General features: G+C 65.4%; 13 protein-coding genes. 11 read left to right on the plus strand and 2 right to left on the minus strand.

Features of this window, described 5'->3' with window-relative positions:
• Positions 1–316: 316 nt before the first annotated feature.
• Positions 317–583, minus strand: coding sequence for a hypothetical protein (locus KHP16_RS28490; protein ID WP_244214464.1), 267 nt, complete (start codon positions 581–583; stop codon positions 317–319).
• On the opposite strand from KHP16_RS28490, the gene KHP16_RS25955 reads away from it, so the two are divergent.
• The 7 genes from KHP16_RS25955 (at position 564) to KHP16_RS25985 (ending at position 10,144) form a co-directional block, all read left to right on the plus strand.
• Positions 564–1,469: a glycerophosphodiester phosphodiesterase family protein gene (locus tag KHP16_RS25955; protein ID WP_244214463.1), complete on the plus strand. Its 906-nt coding sequence runs from the start codon at positions 564–566 to the stop codon at positions 1,467–1,469. The two genes, KHP16_RS28490 and KHP16_RS25955, sit on opposite strands and share 20 nt — an antisense overlap.
• A gap of 80 nt (positions 1,470–1,549) precedes the next feature.
• On the plus strand, positions 1,550–3,442 hold the full coding sequence (locus KHP16_RS25960; protein WP_121490699.1) for a propionate--CoA ligase: 1,893 nt from the start codon (positions 1,550–1,552) through the stop codon (positions 3,440–3,442).
• Between the two features lie 311 nt (positions 3,443–3,753).
• Positions 3,754–4,890 carry a glutamine-hydrolyzing carbamoyl-phosphate synthase small subunit gene (gene carA / locus KHP16_RS25965; protein WP_115952532.1) on the plus strand — a complete coding sequence of 379 codons (1,137 nt, stop codon included), beginning with the start codon at positions 3,754–3,756 and terminating at the stop codon, positions 4,888–4,890.
• Positions 4,891–4,910: 20 nt separating this feature from the next.
• Complete coding sequence (gene leuE / locus KHP16_RS25970) at positions 4,911–5,597, plus strand: leucine efflux protein LeuE (RefSeq protein WP_115952531.1); 687 nt, start codon at positions 4,911–4,913, stop codon at positions 5,595–5,597.
• A gap of 72 nt (positions 5,598–5,669) precedes the next feature.
• Positions 5,670–8,918 carry a carbamoyl-phosphate synthase large subunit gene (gene carB / locus KHP16_RS25975; protein ID WP_109580647.1) on the plus strand — a complete coding sequence of 1,083 codons (3,249 nt, stop codon included), beginning with the start codon at positions 5,670–5,672 and terminating at the stop codon, positions 8,916–8,918.
• A 232-nt stretch (positions 8,919–9,150) separates the two neighbouring features.
• Complete coding sequence (greA, locus tag KHP16_RS25980) at positions 9,151–9,627, plus strand: transcription elongation factor GreA (RefSeq protein ID WP_109580648.1); 477 nt, start codon at positions 9,151–9,153, stop codon at positions 9,625–9,627.
• Between the two features lie 13 nt (positions 9,628–9,640).
• Entirely contained in the window at positions 9,641–10,144 is a 504-nt protein-coding gene (locus KHP16_RS25985; protein WP_109580649.1) for a DUF4149 domain-containing protein, read from the plus strand.
• A gap of 78 nt (positions 10,145–10,222) precedes the next feature.
• Here KHP16_RS25985 and KHP16_RS25990 read toward each other — a convergent pair whose 3' ends face one another.
• Entirely contained in the window at positions 10,223–10,726 is a 504-nt protein-coding gene (locus tag KHP16_RS25990) for a YhbY family RNA-binding protein (protein WP_109580650.1), read from the minus strand.
• A 125-nt stretch (positions 10,727–10,851) separates the two neighbouring features.
• On the opposite strand from KHP16_RS25990, the gene KHP16_RS25995 reads away from it, so the two are divergent.
• From KHP16_RS25995 to glmM, 4 genes are all read left to right on the plus strand, one after another.
• Positions 10,852–11,517: an RlmE family RNA methyltransferase gene (locus KHP16_RS25995; protein WP_109580651.1), complete on the plus strand. Its 666-nt coding sequence runs from the start codon at positions 10,852–10,854 to the stop codon at positions 11,515–11,517.
• Positions 11,518–11,632: 115 nt separating this feature from the next.
• On the plus strand, positions 11,633–13,519 hold the full coding sequence (gene ftsH / locus KHP16_RS26000) for an ATP-dependent zinc metalloprotease FtsH (RefSeq protein ID WP_109580652.1): 1,887 nt from the start codon (positions 11,633–11,635) through the stop codon (positions 13,517–13,519).
• A 70-nt stretch (positions 13,520–13,589) separates the two neighbouring features.
• Positions 13,590–14,459, plus strand: coding sequence for a dihydropteroate synthase (folP, locus tag KHP16_RS26005; protein WP_211961431.1), 870 nt, complete (start codon positions 13,590–13,592; stop codon positions 14,457–14,459).
• Positions 14,449–15,792 (plus strand): phosphoglucosamine mutase, encoded by a 1,344-nt coding sequence (glmM, locus tag KHP16_RS26010; protein WP_109580654.1) that lies wholly within the window; start codon positions 14,449–14,451, stop codon positions 15,790–15,792. The genes folP and glmM overlap by 11 nt, the downstream gene beginning before the upstream one ends.
• Positions 15,793–15,909: the final 117 nt, after the last annotated feature.

The following is a 15,909-nucleotide window of genomic DNA, read 5'->3' on the forward strand; positions in this document are numbered from 1 at the left end:
CCGCGCGCAAGTCGGCCAGGCCCGCCAAGGCCGCCCCTGCGCCCGCCCCCGCGCGCGCGGCCGCCCCCGCGAAAGCCGCGCCAAAGGCGAGCGCCAGCAAGCGTGGCGGGCATTGATGGACGGTGATGGACGTTTGGCGATCGGTCCCGTTTAAGCGGCCCGTCCCGCGATCCGTCCCATTTAAGCGAACGACGATCTGATGTAGGCCCGATGCGGGGCCCAAGGCGTGCGGCACTTGATCCCGATCAACCAAGTGCGGCGCGCCGCTTCGAATTCGGGCACTGGCGCATGGGAAGACACTCTGAGGATGACCTTGTCAACCGGAGTCGACCATGTCGCGCAGACGTTTTACTTCGTTGTTGCTGTTGTCCACCAGTGTCACGATGGCAGCGTCGTGCTCGCCGACCGTGGTGCTCCCACCATCGGGTGCGATGCCCTGGTCCGATCCCTCAGCTTCCGCCTCTTCCGTACCCTCCGCCACCGCTCCATCTTCTGCCCCCTCCTCGACGTCGTCCTTGCCGTCATCCTCGCCATCGTCAGCGCCAGCATCGGCAGCCGGGGCGTTGCCGTTCCCGAAGCTCATCGCCCATCGCGGCGGCACCGCGGACCGGCCGGAGAACACGATTCTCGCGATCGACACCGCCCTCGCCAATGGCGCCGACATGATCTGGCTGTCCGTGCAGCTGAGCGCGGATGACGTGCCCGTGCTATACCGCCCCGCCGACCTGTCCAGCCTGACCGATGGCAAGGGCCCCGTCGCCGGCATGACGCTCGAACAGTTGCAACAGCTGAATGCGGGCTGGACGTTCACGGGCCCCGCGAAAGTGGAGCCGCCCCTCCATCCCTACCGCGAGCGTCCGCTCCGCATACCGACCCTGCGCGAGGCGTTGCAGCGGATACCCGCCAGCGTGCCCGTCGTGCTTGACATGAAGGCCATGCCCGCGGCCTTGCAGACGGTGGCCGTGGCGAAGGTGCTGGACAAGGAGGGCGCCTGGGGCCGCGTGCTCATCTACTCGACGGAGGCCGACTACCAGCGGACGTTTGCCGCGTACCCGAAGGCGCGCCTGTTCGAATCCCGCGATGCCACGCGGCAGCGGCTCGCCGACGCGACGCTGGGCGGCCGCTGCGATGCGCCCGGCAACGGCACGTGGGCCGGCTTCGAATTGCACCGCAAGGTCACGGTCACGGAGACGTTCACCCTGGGCAAAGGCGAGACGGTCACGCGCGCCGCATTCTGGAATCCGCGTAGCGTCGCCTGCTATCGGTCGCGCAGCGCCGTGAATCTGGTCGCCTTTGGGGTAAACGACAAGGCCGACTATTGCGAGGCGATGCGGCTCGGCGTGGATGCAGTCATGGTAGATTCTCCGGCACGAATGCGCGCGATACGCGCCAGGCTCAAGACGTTGCCGGCACCCTGCGTGCCGAAGACGCCGAATGCCGACAATGCCGTGAGCGCCGCGAACAAGTAGCCGGCCGGCCAGCCATCGCTGCCATGCGTTGGCAGGCAAGCGCCAGCGGATCTGCAGGCAACGCAGGAGGAGACGACATCATGACGGCAAGCCGTGCCATGCACGCGCGGTCGCTCGCCGACCCGCAGGGGTTCTGGGCCGAGCAGGCGGCGCGTATCGAGTGGGAAACACCGTTCGAGCGCGTTCTCGACGACAGCCGCGCGCCGTTCGCGCGCTGGTTCGTCGGCGGGCGCACCAATATCTGCCACAACGCGATCGACCGGCATCTGCCCGAGCGTTCGGACGCGCGCGCGCTCGTGTACGTTTCGACGGAGACGGACGAAGCGCGCGTCTATACCTACGCGCAGTTGCATGACGAGGTCGTGCGCATGGCCGCGATCCTCCAATCCCTCGGTGTGGGGAAGGGCGATCGGGTGCTTGTCTATATGCCGATGATCCCCGAGGCGCTGTTCGCGATGCTCGCGTGCACGCGCATCGGCGCGATCCATTCCGTGGTTTTCGGCGGGTTTGCGTCGGTGAGCCTCGCCGCGCGCATCGACGACGCAAGGCCGGCTGTCATCGTCAGTGCGGACGCCGGCTCGCGCGCGGGCAAGGTGGTGCCCTACAAGCCGTTGCTTGACGAAGCCATTCGTCTCGCCTCGCACAAGCCCGGCAAGGTGCTGCTCGTCGATCGCAAGCTGGCGGAGATGTCGCGCGAGGCAGGCCGCGATGAAGACTACGCGAGCTGGCGCGAACGCGTGGCCGGCACCGATGTGCCGTGCGTGTGGCTCGAGTCGAACGAGCCGTCCTACGTGCTCTACACCTCGGGCACGACGGGCAAGCCCAAGGGCGTGCAGCGCGACACGGGCGGCTATGCGGTCGCGCTCGCCACGTCGATGGAGTACATCTTCTGCGGCAAGCCCGGCGACACCATGTTCACCGCGTCCGATGTCGGCTGGGTGGTCGGGCACAGCTATATCGTCTACGCGCCGCTGCTCGCGGGCATGAGCACCGTGATGTACGAAGGCACGCCGATCCGGCCCGATGGCGGCATCCTGTGGCGCCTCGTGGAGCGGTATGGCGTGAACCTGCTCTTCACCGCGCCGACCGCGATCCGCGTGCTCAAGAAGCAGGACCCGGCGCTGCTGCGGCAGCACGATCTGTCCAGCCTGCGTCTGCTCTTTCTGGCCGGCGAGCCGCTCGACGAGCCCACTGCGCGGTGGATTCAGGATGGGATCGGCAAGCCTGTGGTGGACAACTACTGGCAGACCGAGTCGGGGTGGCCGATCATCGCGATCCAGCGCGGGGTGGAGGCGTTGCCCGCCAAGCTCGGGTCGCCGGGCGTGCCGGCTTACGGCTACGACCTGCGCATCGTTGACGAGGTGACGGGCGAGGAGTGCCCGCCGGGGCAGAAGGGCGTGGTCGCGATCGACTATCCGTTGCCGCCGGGGTGCATGAGCACGGTGTGGGGCGATGACGACCGATTCGTGCGGACGTATTGGTCGGCGGTGCCGAACCGGCAGAGCTACTCGACGTTCGACTGGGGCGTGCGGGACGAGGATGGCTATGTCTTCATCCTCGGCCGGACCGACGACGTGATCAACGTGGCGGGGCACCGGCTCGGGACGCGCGAGATCGAGGAGAGCCTGTCGTCGCATGCCGGCGTGGCGGAGGTGGCGGTGGTGGGGGTGCAGGACGCGCTCAAGGGGCAGGTGGCCATGGGCTTCTGCATCGCACGCGACGCGGGGCGCACGGCGACGGCGGCCGATCGCATGGCGCTGGAGGGGGAACTGATGAAGACCGTGGACCGGCAACTGGGCGCGGTCGCCCGTCCGTCGCGTGTGTATTTTGTCAACGCGCTGCCGAAGACGCGGTCGGGCAAGCTGCTGCGGCGCGCGATCCAGGCGGTGGCCGAGGGCCGCGATCCGGGCGACTTGACGACCATCGAGGACCCGACGGCGCTCGAGCAGATCAAGGCGGCGATGGCCGAATAGGGTTTGACGGGGCGGCGATGGTCGTCGCCAAGTCCTTGAAAACTTGAGAAATTGGGCGGCGCAGGATATAATTCGAAAGTTTCGCTTTCAGAACCCTTCACCCTAGCGCCTACCGCCAACTACCGGAACTCCAACCTTCCGCCGTCTTCGGTCGCCCCTGACTCTGGCGAGCATTTTCCACTTCGCGCAAATCGTTCGATCCGTTCGTTCGATCGCGCCAAATGTGCTGAAAACGCTGCCCTCGGTCGCGGCCCTGGGCAGGGATGCGTTGTGCAGGTCGGTCACGGGGTGAATCCAGCAGGAGCCTACCCGTGTTACCGTCTTTTCCGTCCGCCATCCTCGCGCTTGCAGACGGCACGGTCTTTCGTGGCTATTCCATTGGCGCTTCCGGCCATACCATCGGCGAAGTGGTGTTCAACACCGCCATCACCGGTTATCAGGAAATCCTCACCGATCCCAGCTATTCCCGGCAGATCGTCACGCTGACGTATCCGCATATCGGCAATTACGGCGTGAACGTTGAGGATGTCGAAGCCACGAAAGTCCATGCCGCCGGCCTGATCATCAAGGATCTGCCGATCCTGGCCTCCAACTTCCGCAAGCAGCACACGCTCGGTCATTACCTCAAGCAGGAGAAGGTCGTTGCCATCGCCGGCATCGACACGCGCAAGCTCACGCGCATCCTGCGCGAGAAGGGCGCTCAGAACGGCTGCATCCTGGCCGGCGAGGACAATGTCCAGAAGGCCATCGACCTCGCGCGCTCGTTCCCCGGCCTGGCCGGCATGGACCTGGCCAAGGTCGTGTCCGTGCGCGAGCCGTACGAGTGGACGCAATCGGAGTGGTCGCTCGAGTCGGGCTACGGCAGGCAGGACAAGCCGCAGTTCCACGTGGTCGCCTATGACTACGGCGTCAAGTTCAACATCCTGCGCATGCTGGCGGCCCGCGGCTGCAAGGTGACGGTGCTGCCCGCGCAGGCCAGCGCCGCCGACGCGCTCGCGCTGAATCCGGACGGCATCTTCCTGTCGAACGGCCCCGGCGATCCGGAACCGTGCGACTACGCGATTGCCGCCACGCGCGAATTCATCGCGCGCGGCATCCCGACGTTCGGCATCTGCCTGGGCCACCAGATCATGGCCCTCGCGGTGGGCGCCAAGACGCTGAAGATGAAGTTCGGCCACCACGGCGCCAACCATCCGGTCAAGGACATGGACGACGGCCGCGTCGTGATCACCTCGCAGAACCACGGCTTCGCGGTGGATGCGGATACGCTGCCGTCCAACGTGCGCGTCACGCATACGTCGCTGTTCGACGGTTCGCTGCAGGGTTTCACGCTGACCGACAAGCCCGCGTTCTGCTTCCAGGGTCACCCGGAAGCGTCGCCGGGCCCGCACGATGTCGCGTACCTGTTCGACCGCTTCATCAAGCTGATGAAGGACGCGAAGCAATAAGACCGGAAAGTGAGAACGCGATGAACGCCTTCATGCACGCCACGCTCGGCATTACCGATTTCTGGACCTTCCTGCTCGGCACGATCTTCATCGTGCTGCTGCCGGGGCCGAACTCGATGTATGTGCTGTCGATCGCGGCCCAGCGCGGCATCCGCGCGGGCTACCGCGGGGCGTGCGGCGTCTTCCTCGGCGATGCGATCCTGATGGTGCTGTCCGCCGCGGGCGTGGCGTCGCTGCTGAAGGCGAGCCCGGGCCTGTTCCACGTCGTCAAGTACGTGGGCGCGGGCTACCTGGCGTGGATCGGCCTGCAGATGCTTCGCGGCGCGGTACGCGCGTGGCTGCGGCGGGCAGAAGCCGTGGACGCGGGCGCCGCGGAAGCGGCACAGGTCCCGGCGGCCGCATCGCCGAGCCCGTTCCGCAAGGCGCTGGTCATCAGCCTGCTGAACCCGAAGGCGATCCTGTTCTTCATCTCGTTCTTCATCCAATTCGTCGATCCGCAATTCGGCTACCCCGCGCTGTCGTTCGTCGCGCTGGGGCTCGTGTGCCAAGTCTGCAGCTTTGCGTACCTGACCACGATCATCCTCGTGGGCGCGCGGCTCGCCGACGCGTTCCGCAGGCGCCGCCGCCTTTCGGCGGGCATGACGAGCGGCGTCGGCGCGATGTTCCTGGGCTTCAGCGCCAAGCTGGCCACGGCCACCCTGAACTGACGAGCGGCCATATCCTGATATCCGGCGCGGTGCGCGACAGTTTCGCGTGCCGGCCACAAAAGAGAGCGTGCAATGCCAAAGCGCACAGACATTCAAACCATCCTCATCATCGGCGCGGGCCCGATCATCATCGGCCAGGCGTGTGAATTCGACTATTCCGGCGCACAGGCCTGCAAGGCGCTGCGCGAGGAAGGCTTCCGCGTGGTGCTGGTCAACTCGAACCCGGCCACGATCATGACGGACCCGAACACGGCCGACGTGACCTACATCGAGCCGATCACGTGGGAAGTGGTGGAGCGCATCATCGAGAAGGAACGCCCCGACGCGATCCTGCCGACGATGGGCGGCCAGACGGCGCTGAACTGCGCGCTGGACCTGCATCGCCATGGCGTGCTGGACAAGTACAAGGTGGAACTGATCGGCGCGTCGCCCGAGGCAATCGACAAGGCCGAGGACCGCCAGAAGTTCAAGGACGCGATGACCAAGATCGGTCTCGGCTCGGCCAAGTCCGGCATCGCGCATTCGATGGACGAGGCGATGGCCGTGCAGGGCCGCATCGCGCAGGAAACCGGCACCGGCGGCTACCCGATCGTCATCCGTCCGTCGTTTACGCTGGGCGGCACGGGCGGCGGCATCGCTTACAACCGCGAAGAATTCGAAGAGATCTGCAAGCGCGGCCTGGACCTGTCGCCGACGCGCGAGCTGCTGATCGAAGAGTCGCTGCTCGGCTGGAAAGAGTACGAGATGGAAGTCGTGCGCGACCGCAACGACAACTGCATCATCATCTGCTCGATCGAAAACCTGGACCCGATGGGCATCCACACGGGCGATTCGATCACCGTTGCCCCGGCCCAGACGCTGACCGACAAGGAATACCAGATCCTGCGTAACGCATCGCTGGCCGTGCTGCGCGAGATCGGCGTGGACACCGGCGGCTCGAACGTACAGTTCTCGATCAACCCGAAGGACGGTCGCATGATCGTCATCGAGATGAACCCGCGCGTGTCGCGCTCGTCGGCGCTGGCCTCGAAGGCCACGGGCTTCCCGATCGCCAAGGTCGCGGCCAAGCTGGCCGTGGGCTACACGCTGGACGAACTGAAGAACGAGATCACCGGCGGCCAGACCCCGGCCTCGTTCGAACCGTCGATCGACTACGTGGTCACCAAGGTGCCGCGTTTCGCGTTCGAAAAATTCCCGCAGGCCGACAGCCACCTGACCACGCAGATGAAGTCGGTGGGCGAGGTGATGGCCATGGGCCGTACGTTCCAGGAATCGTTCCAGAAGGCGCTGCGCGGCCTCGAGGTCGGCGTGGACGGCCTGGACGAAAAGTCCACCGATCGCGACGAAGTGATCGAGGAGATCGGAGAAGCGGGTCCGGATCGTATCTGGTACGTCGGTGACGCATTCCGCCTCGGCATGTCGCTCGAGGAAGTCTATGCCGAGACCGCGATCGACCCGTGGTTCCTCGCGCAGATCGAAGACCTCGTCAAGACCGAAGGCCTCGTGCGCGCGCGCACGCTGGACAGCCTGTCGGCCGTCGAGCTGCGCCACCTGAAGCAGAAGGGCTTCTCCGACCGCCGCCTGGCGCGTCTGCTGAAGACCGACGCCAAGGCCGTGCGCGAGGCGCGTATCGCCAACAACGTGCGTCCGGTCTACAAGCGCGTGGACACCTGCGCCGCCGAATTCGCGACCAACACCGCGTACATGTACTCGACCTACGAGGCCGAGCATGGCGAGTGCGAAGCGGATCCCACGGGCAACCGCAAGATCATGGTGCTGGGCGGTGGCCCGAACCGGATCGGTCAGGGCATCGAGTTCGACTACTGCTGCGTGCACGCGGCCCTCGCGCTGCGCGAGGATGGCTATGAAACCATCATGGTCAACTGCAACCCGGAAACGGTTTCCACGGACTACGACACCTCGGACCGCCTGTATTTCGAGCCGCTGACGCTCGAGGACGTGCTCGAGATCGTGGACAAGGAAAAGCCGGTCGGCGTGATCGTGCAGTACGGCGGCCAGACGCCGCTGAAGCTCGCGCTGGACCTGGAAGCCAACGGCGTGCCCATCATCGGCACGAGCCCGGACATGATCGATGCGGCCGAAGACCGCGAGCGCTTCCAGAAGCTGCTCAACGAACTCGGCCTGCGCCAGCCGCCGAACCGCACCGCGCGCGCGGAGGACGAAGCCCTGCGTCTGGCCGAGGAAATCGGCTACCCGCTGGTGGTGCGTCCCTCGTACGTGCTGGGCGGCCGCGCGATGGAAATCGTGCACGAGCCGCGCGACCTCGAGCGCTATATGCGCGAGGCCGTCAAGGTGTCGAACGACTCCCCCGTGCTGCTGGACCGCTTCCTGAACGATGCGATCGAGTGCGACGTGGATGCGCTGAGCGATGGCCAGCGCGTGTTCATCGGCGGCGTGATGGAGCACATCGAGCAGGCAGGCGTCCACTCGGGCGACTCCGCGTGCTCGCTTCCGCCGTACTCGCTGTCGCAGGACACCGTGGACGAACTCAAGCGCCAGACCGCTGCGATGGCCAAGGCCCTGAACGTGATCGGCCTGATGAACGTGCAGTTCGCGATCCAGCAGGCCGACGGCAAGGACACCGTCTACGTGCTGGAAGTGAACCCGCGCGCCTCGCGGACGGTGCCGTACGTGTCCAAGGCCACGGGCCTGTCGCTCGCCAAGATCGCCGCGCGCTGCATGGCCGGCCAGACGCTCGATTCGCAGAACATTGGCGAAGAAGTCGTGCCGCCGTACTACAGCGTCAAGGAGGCGGTGTTCCCGTTCAACAAGTTCCCGGGCGTCGATCCGGTGCTTGGACCTGAAATGCGCTCGACCGGTGAAGTCATGGGCGTGGGCAAGGTGTTCGGCGAGGCGCTGTTCAAGAGCCAGCTCGCGGCCGGTTCGCGCCTGCCCGAGAAGGGCACCGTGCTCATCACGGTCAAGGACAGCGACAAGGTCCGCGCGGTGGGCGTCGCCCGCATGCTGCACGACCTGGGCTACCCGATCGTGGCGACGCGCGGCACGGCGTCCGCGATCGAAGCGGCCGGCATCCCCGTGCGCGTGGTCAACAAGGTCAAGGACGGCCGTCCGCACATCGTGGACATGATCAAGAACGGCGAACTCGCGCTGGTCTTCACGACGGTCGATGAGACGCGTACCGCCATCGCGGATTCGCGTTCGATCCGCATCGCCGCGCTGGCCAACCGCGTGCCGTACTACACCACGATCGCTGGCGCCCGCGCCGCGGTCGAAGGGCTCAAGCACATGCAGAGCCTCGAGGTGTACGACCTGCAAGGCCTGCACGCGTCGCTCGCCTGAGCGCGCCGCCCGCCGGATCCGAATATCCAATTGCAACCCAGCATTTCACTGGGTTGATACCGGCGGGCGTAATGGCCTACACTACGTCGAATTCGCCGTTCGGGCGAGGCATTGCTTTTGCGGCCTCCCGAACCTCATCTGAAAGCCGCGGTCGAGCGGAAGTGCCTTTGGCGTTTCATTCCAGAGGCATGGTTCCAGCTCCGCTGCGGCTCATTTTTTTGTTGAACGAGACATGAGCACCATTCCGATTACCAAGCGTGGCGCGGAACTCCTGAAGGAAGAGCTGCAGCGCCTCAAGGCCGTCGAACGTCCTGCGGTGATCAACGCCATCTCTGAAGCGCGTGCGCAGGGCGACCTATCCGAGAACGCCGAGTACGATGCCGCCAAGGAAAAGCAGGCCTTCATCGAGGGACGCATCCTGGAAGTGGAAGCCAAGCTGTCCGCCGCCCAGGTCATCGACCCGACCCAGCTGGATACCGACGGCCGCATCGTGTTCGGCGCGACCGTGGACCTCGAGGACCTCGAGTCCGGCAAGAACGTCAGCTACCAGATCGTCGGCGACGATGAAGCCGATATCGATTCGGGAAAGATTTCCGTCAGCTCGCCCATCGCCCGCGCCCTGATCGGCAAGTTCGAGGGCGACGTCGCCACCGTGCTCGCCCCGGGTGGCGAGCGCGAATACGAAGTGGTCACCGTCCGCTACGTCTGACGGGCGGCCGGCTGTGTTCTCGTCCTCCTATTCGAACCTGCCCCCGCTGCCGCATCGCATCTTTCTGCTGTTGACGGTGATCTGGGCGGGCAGCCTGTGGACCGTCGGGTACATGGTCGCGCCGACGCTGTTTTCGGTGCTCCCGAGCCGGGAAACCGCCGGCATGATCGCGGGGCACCTGTTCCGCACCGAGGCGATCCTTGGCGTGACGATCGGCGTGCTGCAGCTCGTGCTGTGCAACGTGATGATCCGCCGCGGGGCGGCGCGATACCGCGCGCTGCGCTGGATCGTGCTGGCCATGCTGGTATGCGTGCTGGCGGGGTATTTCGGCGTGCAGCCGTTCATGGAAAGCCTGCGCGCCAAGGCGCAGGCCGCCGGTGTCGGCGTGTCGGAGTCGCAGTACAAGTCCCAGTTCGGGATGCTGCACGGCGTGTCGAGCGTGATTTACCTCGTGCACAGCGTGCTGGCGCTGGTGCTGGTGTGGCGCGCGTCGGCGCCGCGGTCGGCAGGGGAGTGATACACCCCTCTCCCGCGGGGAGAGGGTGAGAGGAGGCTCCGCTCGGCGGAATGGGCGACGGGCTAGCGCGTCGAGGGACTAGCCGAGCGACTTCTTCTTCTGGCTGGCCGGGCGTGCACGCGAACGCTTGACCGTACCGCCCGCCGTCACGCGTTCATTGCCCAGCACGGTAACTTCCTTGCGCGTCGGACGGCGATTCGGCGCCGCGCTCGGCTTGCGGATGGTCACGGTACGCGGTGCAGCGCCGCCGCTACGCTTCAGCATGCGGCGGCCGGTATCGTCGGGCTGGTTTTCCTTCAGGCGGGCCGGACCCGGACGCCAGACGACCAGCAGCTTGCCGATGTGCTGGATCGGGGCGGCGTCGAGCTCGTCGCAGATGGCGTCGTAAATGGCGATACGCGCGTCGCGTTCGTCGCCGAACACGCGGATCTTGATGAGATCATGTGCCGCCAGGCTGCGGTCGATCTCGGCCAGGACCGCGCGCGTGAGACCTTCGCCGCCGACCATCACGACGGGATTGAGGCCGTGGGCACGGGAGCGGAGTTCGGAACGCTGGGCGGGGATCAGTTGTAGTGCGGGCATGAGATCTGCAAAGGCAAAGTGGCGCGTATTATCCGCCAAAACCGCGTCCTCAGGCGGTAAACATCAGGAAAAAGGGACAGATTCCTGCGCGAGATCATGAAATCTCGGGCGGGAAACGGCACAGCATGGCCAAGAACAAGTTCAACCAGTCGTGGCTGCACGACCATATCAACGATCCGTACGTCAAGATGGCCCAGCGGGAGGGCTATCGCGCCCGGGCCGCCTACAAGCTCAAGGAAATCGACGAGCAGGACAAGCTGATCAAGCCCGGCAGCGTCGTCGTTGACCTCGGCGCGGCGCCCGGCAGCTGGAGCCAGTATGCCCGTAACCGGCTTGCGGCCTCGCCGCGGGCGAAGGACGGGAAAATCGACGGCGCGGTGGTGGCGATCGATATTCTGCCTATGGAACCCGTGGCGGACGTCACGTTCATTCAGGGCGATTTCCGAGAGGAGTCGGTGTTCCGGGAGCTCGAATCGGTCGTGCTGGCGGCATCCGGCGGGTCGAGAATCGACCTTGTTATCTCGGACATGGCCCCCAATTTGTCAGGTGTGGCCTCGGCCGACTCCGCGCGTATCGAGTATCTGTGCGACCTCGCGCTGGAATTTGCCCAGGCCCACCTGAAGCCAGACGGTGCTTTGCTGGTAAAGTGTTTCCACGGTAGCGGCTATAGCCAGATCGTGGAAAAGTTCAAACGCCAGTTCAAGGTGGTCGCGAAGCGCAAGCCCAAGGCGTCGCGCGACAAGTCGTCGGAAACCTTTATTCTTGGGCGGCATCTGAAAACGGTCGATTGAGCCTATCCAGGCACTATCGGTCCGATAGTTTTGCGTTTCACCCCCAGGAACGGGCGCTGCATTACAATGCAATGCAGCTATCCCGTTGGCAAGGCAATTGCAAAGGAGTTCGGCCTTGAATAACAACCTGTTTCAAAAGGCGGCAATCTGGCTCGTGATCGCGCTGGTATTGTTCACCGTCTTCAAGCAGTTCGACAAACCTCGCGCTCAGGACGGCGTCACCTATTCGCAGTTCATGGATGACGCCAAGAATGGCAAGGTGAGCCGCGTCGACGTGCAGGGCCGGAACCTGGTGGTGACACCGAAGGAAGGCACCAAGTACACCATCATCTCGCCGGGCGACATCTGGATGGTCGGCGACCTGATGAAGTACGGCGTGCAGGTCACCGGCAAGGCCGACGACGAGCCGAACGTCCTCGTTCAGGCGCTCTATTATCTCGGGCCCACCCTGCTGATCATCGTGTTCTGGTTCTACATGATGCGGCAGATGCAGGGCGGCGGGAAAGGCGGCGCCTTCTCGTTTGGCAAGTCGCGCGCGCGGCTGATCGACGAGAACCAGAACGCGGTCACCTTCCAGGACGTCGCCGGCTGCGACGAATCCAAGGAAGAAGTGGTCGAGCTGGTCGACTTCCTGAAAGATCCGCAGAAATTCCAGAAGCTGGGCGGCCGTATTCCGCGCGGCGTGCTGCTGGTGGGCCCTCCGGGTACCGGCAAGACGCTGCTGGCGCGCGCTATCGCCGGCGAAGCCAAGGTGCCGTTTTTCAGCATCTCCGGTTCGGACTTCGTTGAAATGTTCGTCGGTGTGGGCGCGGCCCGCGTCCGCGACATGTTCGAGAACGCCAAGAAGCAGGCTCCCTGCATCGTGTTCATCGACGAAATCGACGCGGTCGGCCGTCATCGTGGCGCCGGCATGGGTGGCGGTAACGACGAGCGCGAACAGACCCTGAACCAGATGCTGGTCGAGATGGACGGCTTCGAGGCGAATTCGGGTGTGATCGTGATCGCCGCGACGAACCGTTCGGACGTTCTGGACAAGGCGCTGCTGCGTCCGGGCCGTTTCGACCGCCAGGTCTACGTCGGTCTGCCGGATATCCGCGGCCGCGAGCAGATCCTGAAGGTCCATATGCGCAAGGTGCCCATCGGCAACGACGTGGACGCCTCGGTGATCGCGCGTGGTACCCCGGGCTTCTCGGGCGCCGACCTCGCGAACCTCGTGAACGAGGCCGCGCTGTTCGCCGCACGCCGCAACAAGCGCGTGGTCGACATGCAGGACTTCGAGGATGCGAAGGACAAGATCTATATGGGTCCGGAGCGCAAGTCGACGGTCATGCGCGAGGAAGAGCGCAAGGCCACGGCTTACCACGAATCCGGTCACGCGGTGGTGGCGAAGCTGCTGCCGAAGGCCGACCCCGTGCACAAGGTCACGATCATGCCGCGCGGCTGGGCGCTTGGCGTGACCTGGCAGTTGCCGGAGCATGACAAGTATTCGAAGTACAAGGACAACATGCTGGAAGAGATCGCCATTCTCTTCGGCGGCCGTGCGGCGGAAGAGGTCTTCCTCAACGCCATGAGCACGGGGGCGTCCAACGACTTCGAGCGCGCCACCAAGATCGCTCGCGACATGGTGACCCGTTTCGGCATGAGCGATTCGCTCGGCGCGATGGTCTACGTCGATACCGAGCAGGACGGCATGTTCGGCAAGCTGTCGTCGAAGACCGTTTCCGAGGCGACGCAGGTGAAGGTCGATAGCGAGATCCGCCGCATCATCGACGAGCAATACGCGCTGGCCAAGCGCCTGCTCGAAGAGAACCGCGACAAGGTCGAAGCGATGACCAACGCGCTGATGGAGTGGGAAACGATCGACGCCGAACAGGTCAACGACATCATGGCCGGCAAGCCGCCGCGCCCGCCGCGTGGCGTGTCGGGCCCGAACGGCGGTGGCAACACCCCGTCGGGTGGTTCGCCGGTGACCCCGCCGAGCAACGCGCCCGCGACCGCCTGATTCTGGCGGACGCCGCATGAAAAGCCGGTGCCTTTGCGCACCGGCTTTTTCTTTTGGTACTCTCCCGTCGATGACGAATTCAGTTTTCCAATGCGGGCGATTTCAGTTCGCCCGCGATCGCCGCCCGCTCGTGATGGGCATTCTCAACGTCACGCCCGACTCGTTCTCCGACGGCGGCCGCCATGCCTCGCGCGACGCGGCGCTGCGGCACGCGGAGCAAATGATCGCGGAGGGCGTGGACATCATCGACATCGGCGGCGAATCGAGCCGGCCCGGATCCGCGGCGCTGCCGCTGGACGAGGAGCTCGCGCGCGTGATGCCGATCGTCGAGGCGCTGGCCAGTTGCGGCAAGCCGCTGTCGATCGATACCTACAAGCCGGAGGTCATGCGCGCCGCGCTGGCGGGCGGGGCCGACCTGATCAACGATATCTGGGGATTCCGGATGCCCGGCGCGGTGGAAGCCGTCACGGAAGGCGATGCGGGGTTGTGCGTCATGCACATGCAGCGCGACCCGCAGACGATGCAGGAGGACCCGCAATACACGGATGTGGTGGGGGAGGTGGCCGATTTCCTGCGGGAACGGGTGTCAACCCTGCGGATGGCGGGCGTCAGTGCCGCGCGCATTTCACTCGATCCGGGCTTTGGGTTTGGCAAGACCCCGGATCATAATCTCCGTCTGCTCGCACAGTTGCCGCGGCTCGCGATCGATGACCTGCCGATTCTGGCGGGTTTGTCGCGCAAGTCGACGCTCGGTGCGATCATCGGGGGCAAGCCGCCGATGCAGCGCGTCGCGGCCAGCCTGGCTGCCGCGGTCTGCGCCGCGGAGCGCGGGGCCTTTATCGTGCGCGTGCACGACGTAGAACAAACGGTGGACGCCCTCAAGACGTGGTGGGCGATCCGTCATGAATCGGTTGGGAGAACGAAAACAGATGACACGTAAATATTTCGGGACCGATGGCGTGCGTGGCCGGGTCGGCGAGTCGCCGATCACGCCGGATTTCGTGATGCGCCTCGGCTATGCCGCGGGCAAGGTGCTGGCCCTGAGCCAGAAGACCACGCAAGGCAAGCCGACGGTACTGATCGGCAAGGACACGCGGATTTCTGGCTACATGCTTGAAGCCGCGCTCGAGGCGGGTTTTACGTCCGCCGGCGTCAACGTGCTGCTGACGGGGCCGCTGCCCACGCCGGGCATCGCTTACCTCACGCGCGCGCTGCGCCTCGCGGCGGGCGTGGTCATCTCGGCCAGCCACAACCCTTACTACGACAATGGCATCAAGTTCTTCTCGTCGAATGGCGACAAGCTGCCCGATGCCGTGGAGTCGCAAATCGAAGCCGCCCTCGAGGAGCCGATGGCCTGCGTGCGCTCGGACGACCTCGGCCGCGCACGGCGCATCGACGATGCCGCTGGCCGCTACATCGAGTTCTGCAAGAGCACGTTCCCATACGAGCAGGACCTGCATGGGCTGAAGATCGTGGTCGATTGCGCCCACGGCGCCGCGTATCACATTGCTCCGCACGTGTTCCATGAGCTGGGCGCGGACGTGGTCTCGATCGGCAACCAGCCGGACGGCCGCAATATCAATGCAGGCTACGGGGCGACCGCGCCGGACAAGCTCGTGGAAGCGGTCAAGGCGCATGGCGCGGACCTGGGCCTCGCGTTCGACGGCGACGCGGACCGGCTGCAGGTCGTCGATGCCTCGGGCCGTCTCTACAACGGCGACGAACTGCTGTACGTGATCGTGCGCGATCGTCAGGCCGCCGGTCAGACGGTCGAGGGCGCGGTGGGCACGCTGATGACCAACATGGCGGTGGAGCTCGCGCTCAAGCGCCTGGGCGTGTCGTTCGTGCGCGCGAACGTCGGCGACCGCTACGTGCTGGAAGAACTCAATCGCAACAAGTGGACGCTGGGCGGAGAGGGCTCCGGCCATCTGCTGTGCCTGGACCGCCATACGACGGGCGACGGCATCGTCTCCGCGCTGCAGGTGCTCGCCGCGCTGCGTCGCAGCGGCAAGACCCTCTCGCAAATGCTCGAGGGCGTGAGCCTCTTCCCGCAGACCCTGATCAACGTGCGCGTGGAGAAGGGCTTCGACTGGAAGACCCACGCGGGCCTCGCGGCCGCGCGCGCGAAGGTCGAGCCCGAGCTCGAAGGCCGCGGCCGTGTGCTGATCCGCGCGTCGGGGACCGAGCCCGTGGTCCGGGTGATGGTGGAAGCGGAGCAGGTGGAGACAGCGGAACGGGCGGCGCAGACGCTCGCCCAGGCGTTGCAGTCCTGACGCCGTGACCCCGGGCCGCTATCGCGGCCGGTGACCTGAGGCCAGCCTTGCGCTGGCCTTATTTTTTGCCAGATATTTCAATTAACCGCCGGATATGACACCCCTCCACGCGGTCGC

It is taken from the genome of Cupriavidus plantarum (genome assembly GCF_905397285.1).
Taxonomy (GTDB): Bacteria; Pseudomonadota; Gammaproteobacteria; order Burkholderiales; family Burkholderiaceae; genus Cupriavidus; species Cupriavidus plantarum.

Excerpts from the sequence above, each read along its gene's own strand:
- KHP16_RS28490 (WP_244214464.1), bottom strand. The coding sequence starts at position 583 with ATGAGCTTCGGGAACGGCAACGCCCCGGCTGCCGATGCTGGCGCTGAC.
- KHP16_RS25960 (WP_121490699.1), top strand. The coding sequence starts at position 1,550 with ATGACGGCAAGCCGTGCCATGCACGCGCGGTCGCTCGCCGACCCGCAG.
- leuE (WP_115952531.1), top strand. The coding sequence starts at position 4,911 with ATGAACGCCTTCATGCACGCCACGCTCGGCATTACCGATTTCTGGACC.
- carB (WP_109580647.1), top strand. The coding sequence starts at position 5,670 with ATGCCAAAGCGCACAGACATTCAAACCATCCTCATCATCGGCGCGGGC.
- greA (WP_109580648.1), top strand. The coding sequence starts at position 9,151 with ATGAGCACCATTCCGATTACCAAGCGTGGCGCGGAACTCCTGAAGGAA.
- KHP16_RS25990 (WP_109580650.1), bottom strand. The coding sequence starts at position 10,726 with ATGCCCGCACTACAACTGATCCCCGCCCAGCGTTCCGAACTCCGCTCC.
- KHP16_RS25995 (WP_109580651.1), top strand. The coding sequence starts at position 10,852 with ATGGCCAAGAACAAGTTCAACCAGTCGTGGCTGCACGACCATATCAAC.
- folP (WP_211961431.1), top strand. The coding sequence starts at position 13,590 with ATGACGAATTCAGTTTTCCAATGCGGGCGATTTCAGTTCGCCCGCGAT.
- glmM (WP_109580654.1), top strand. The coding sequence starts at position 14,449 with ATGACACGTAAATATTTCGGGACCGATGGCGTGCGTGGCCGGGTCGGC.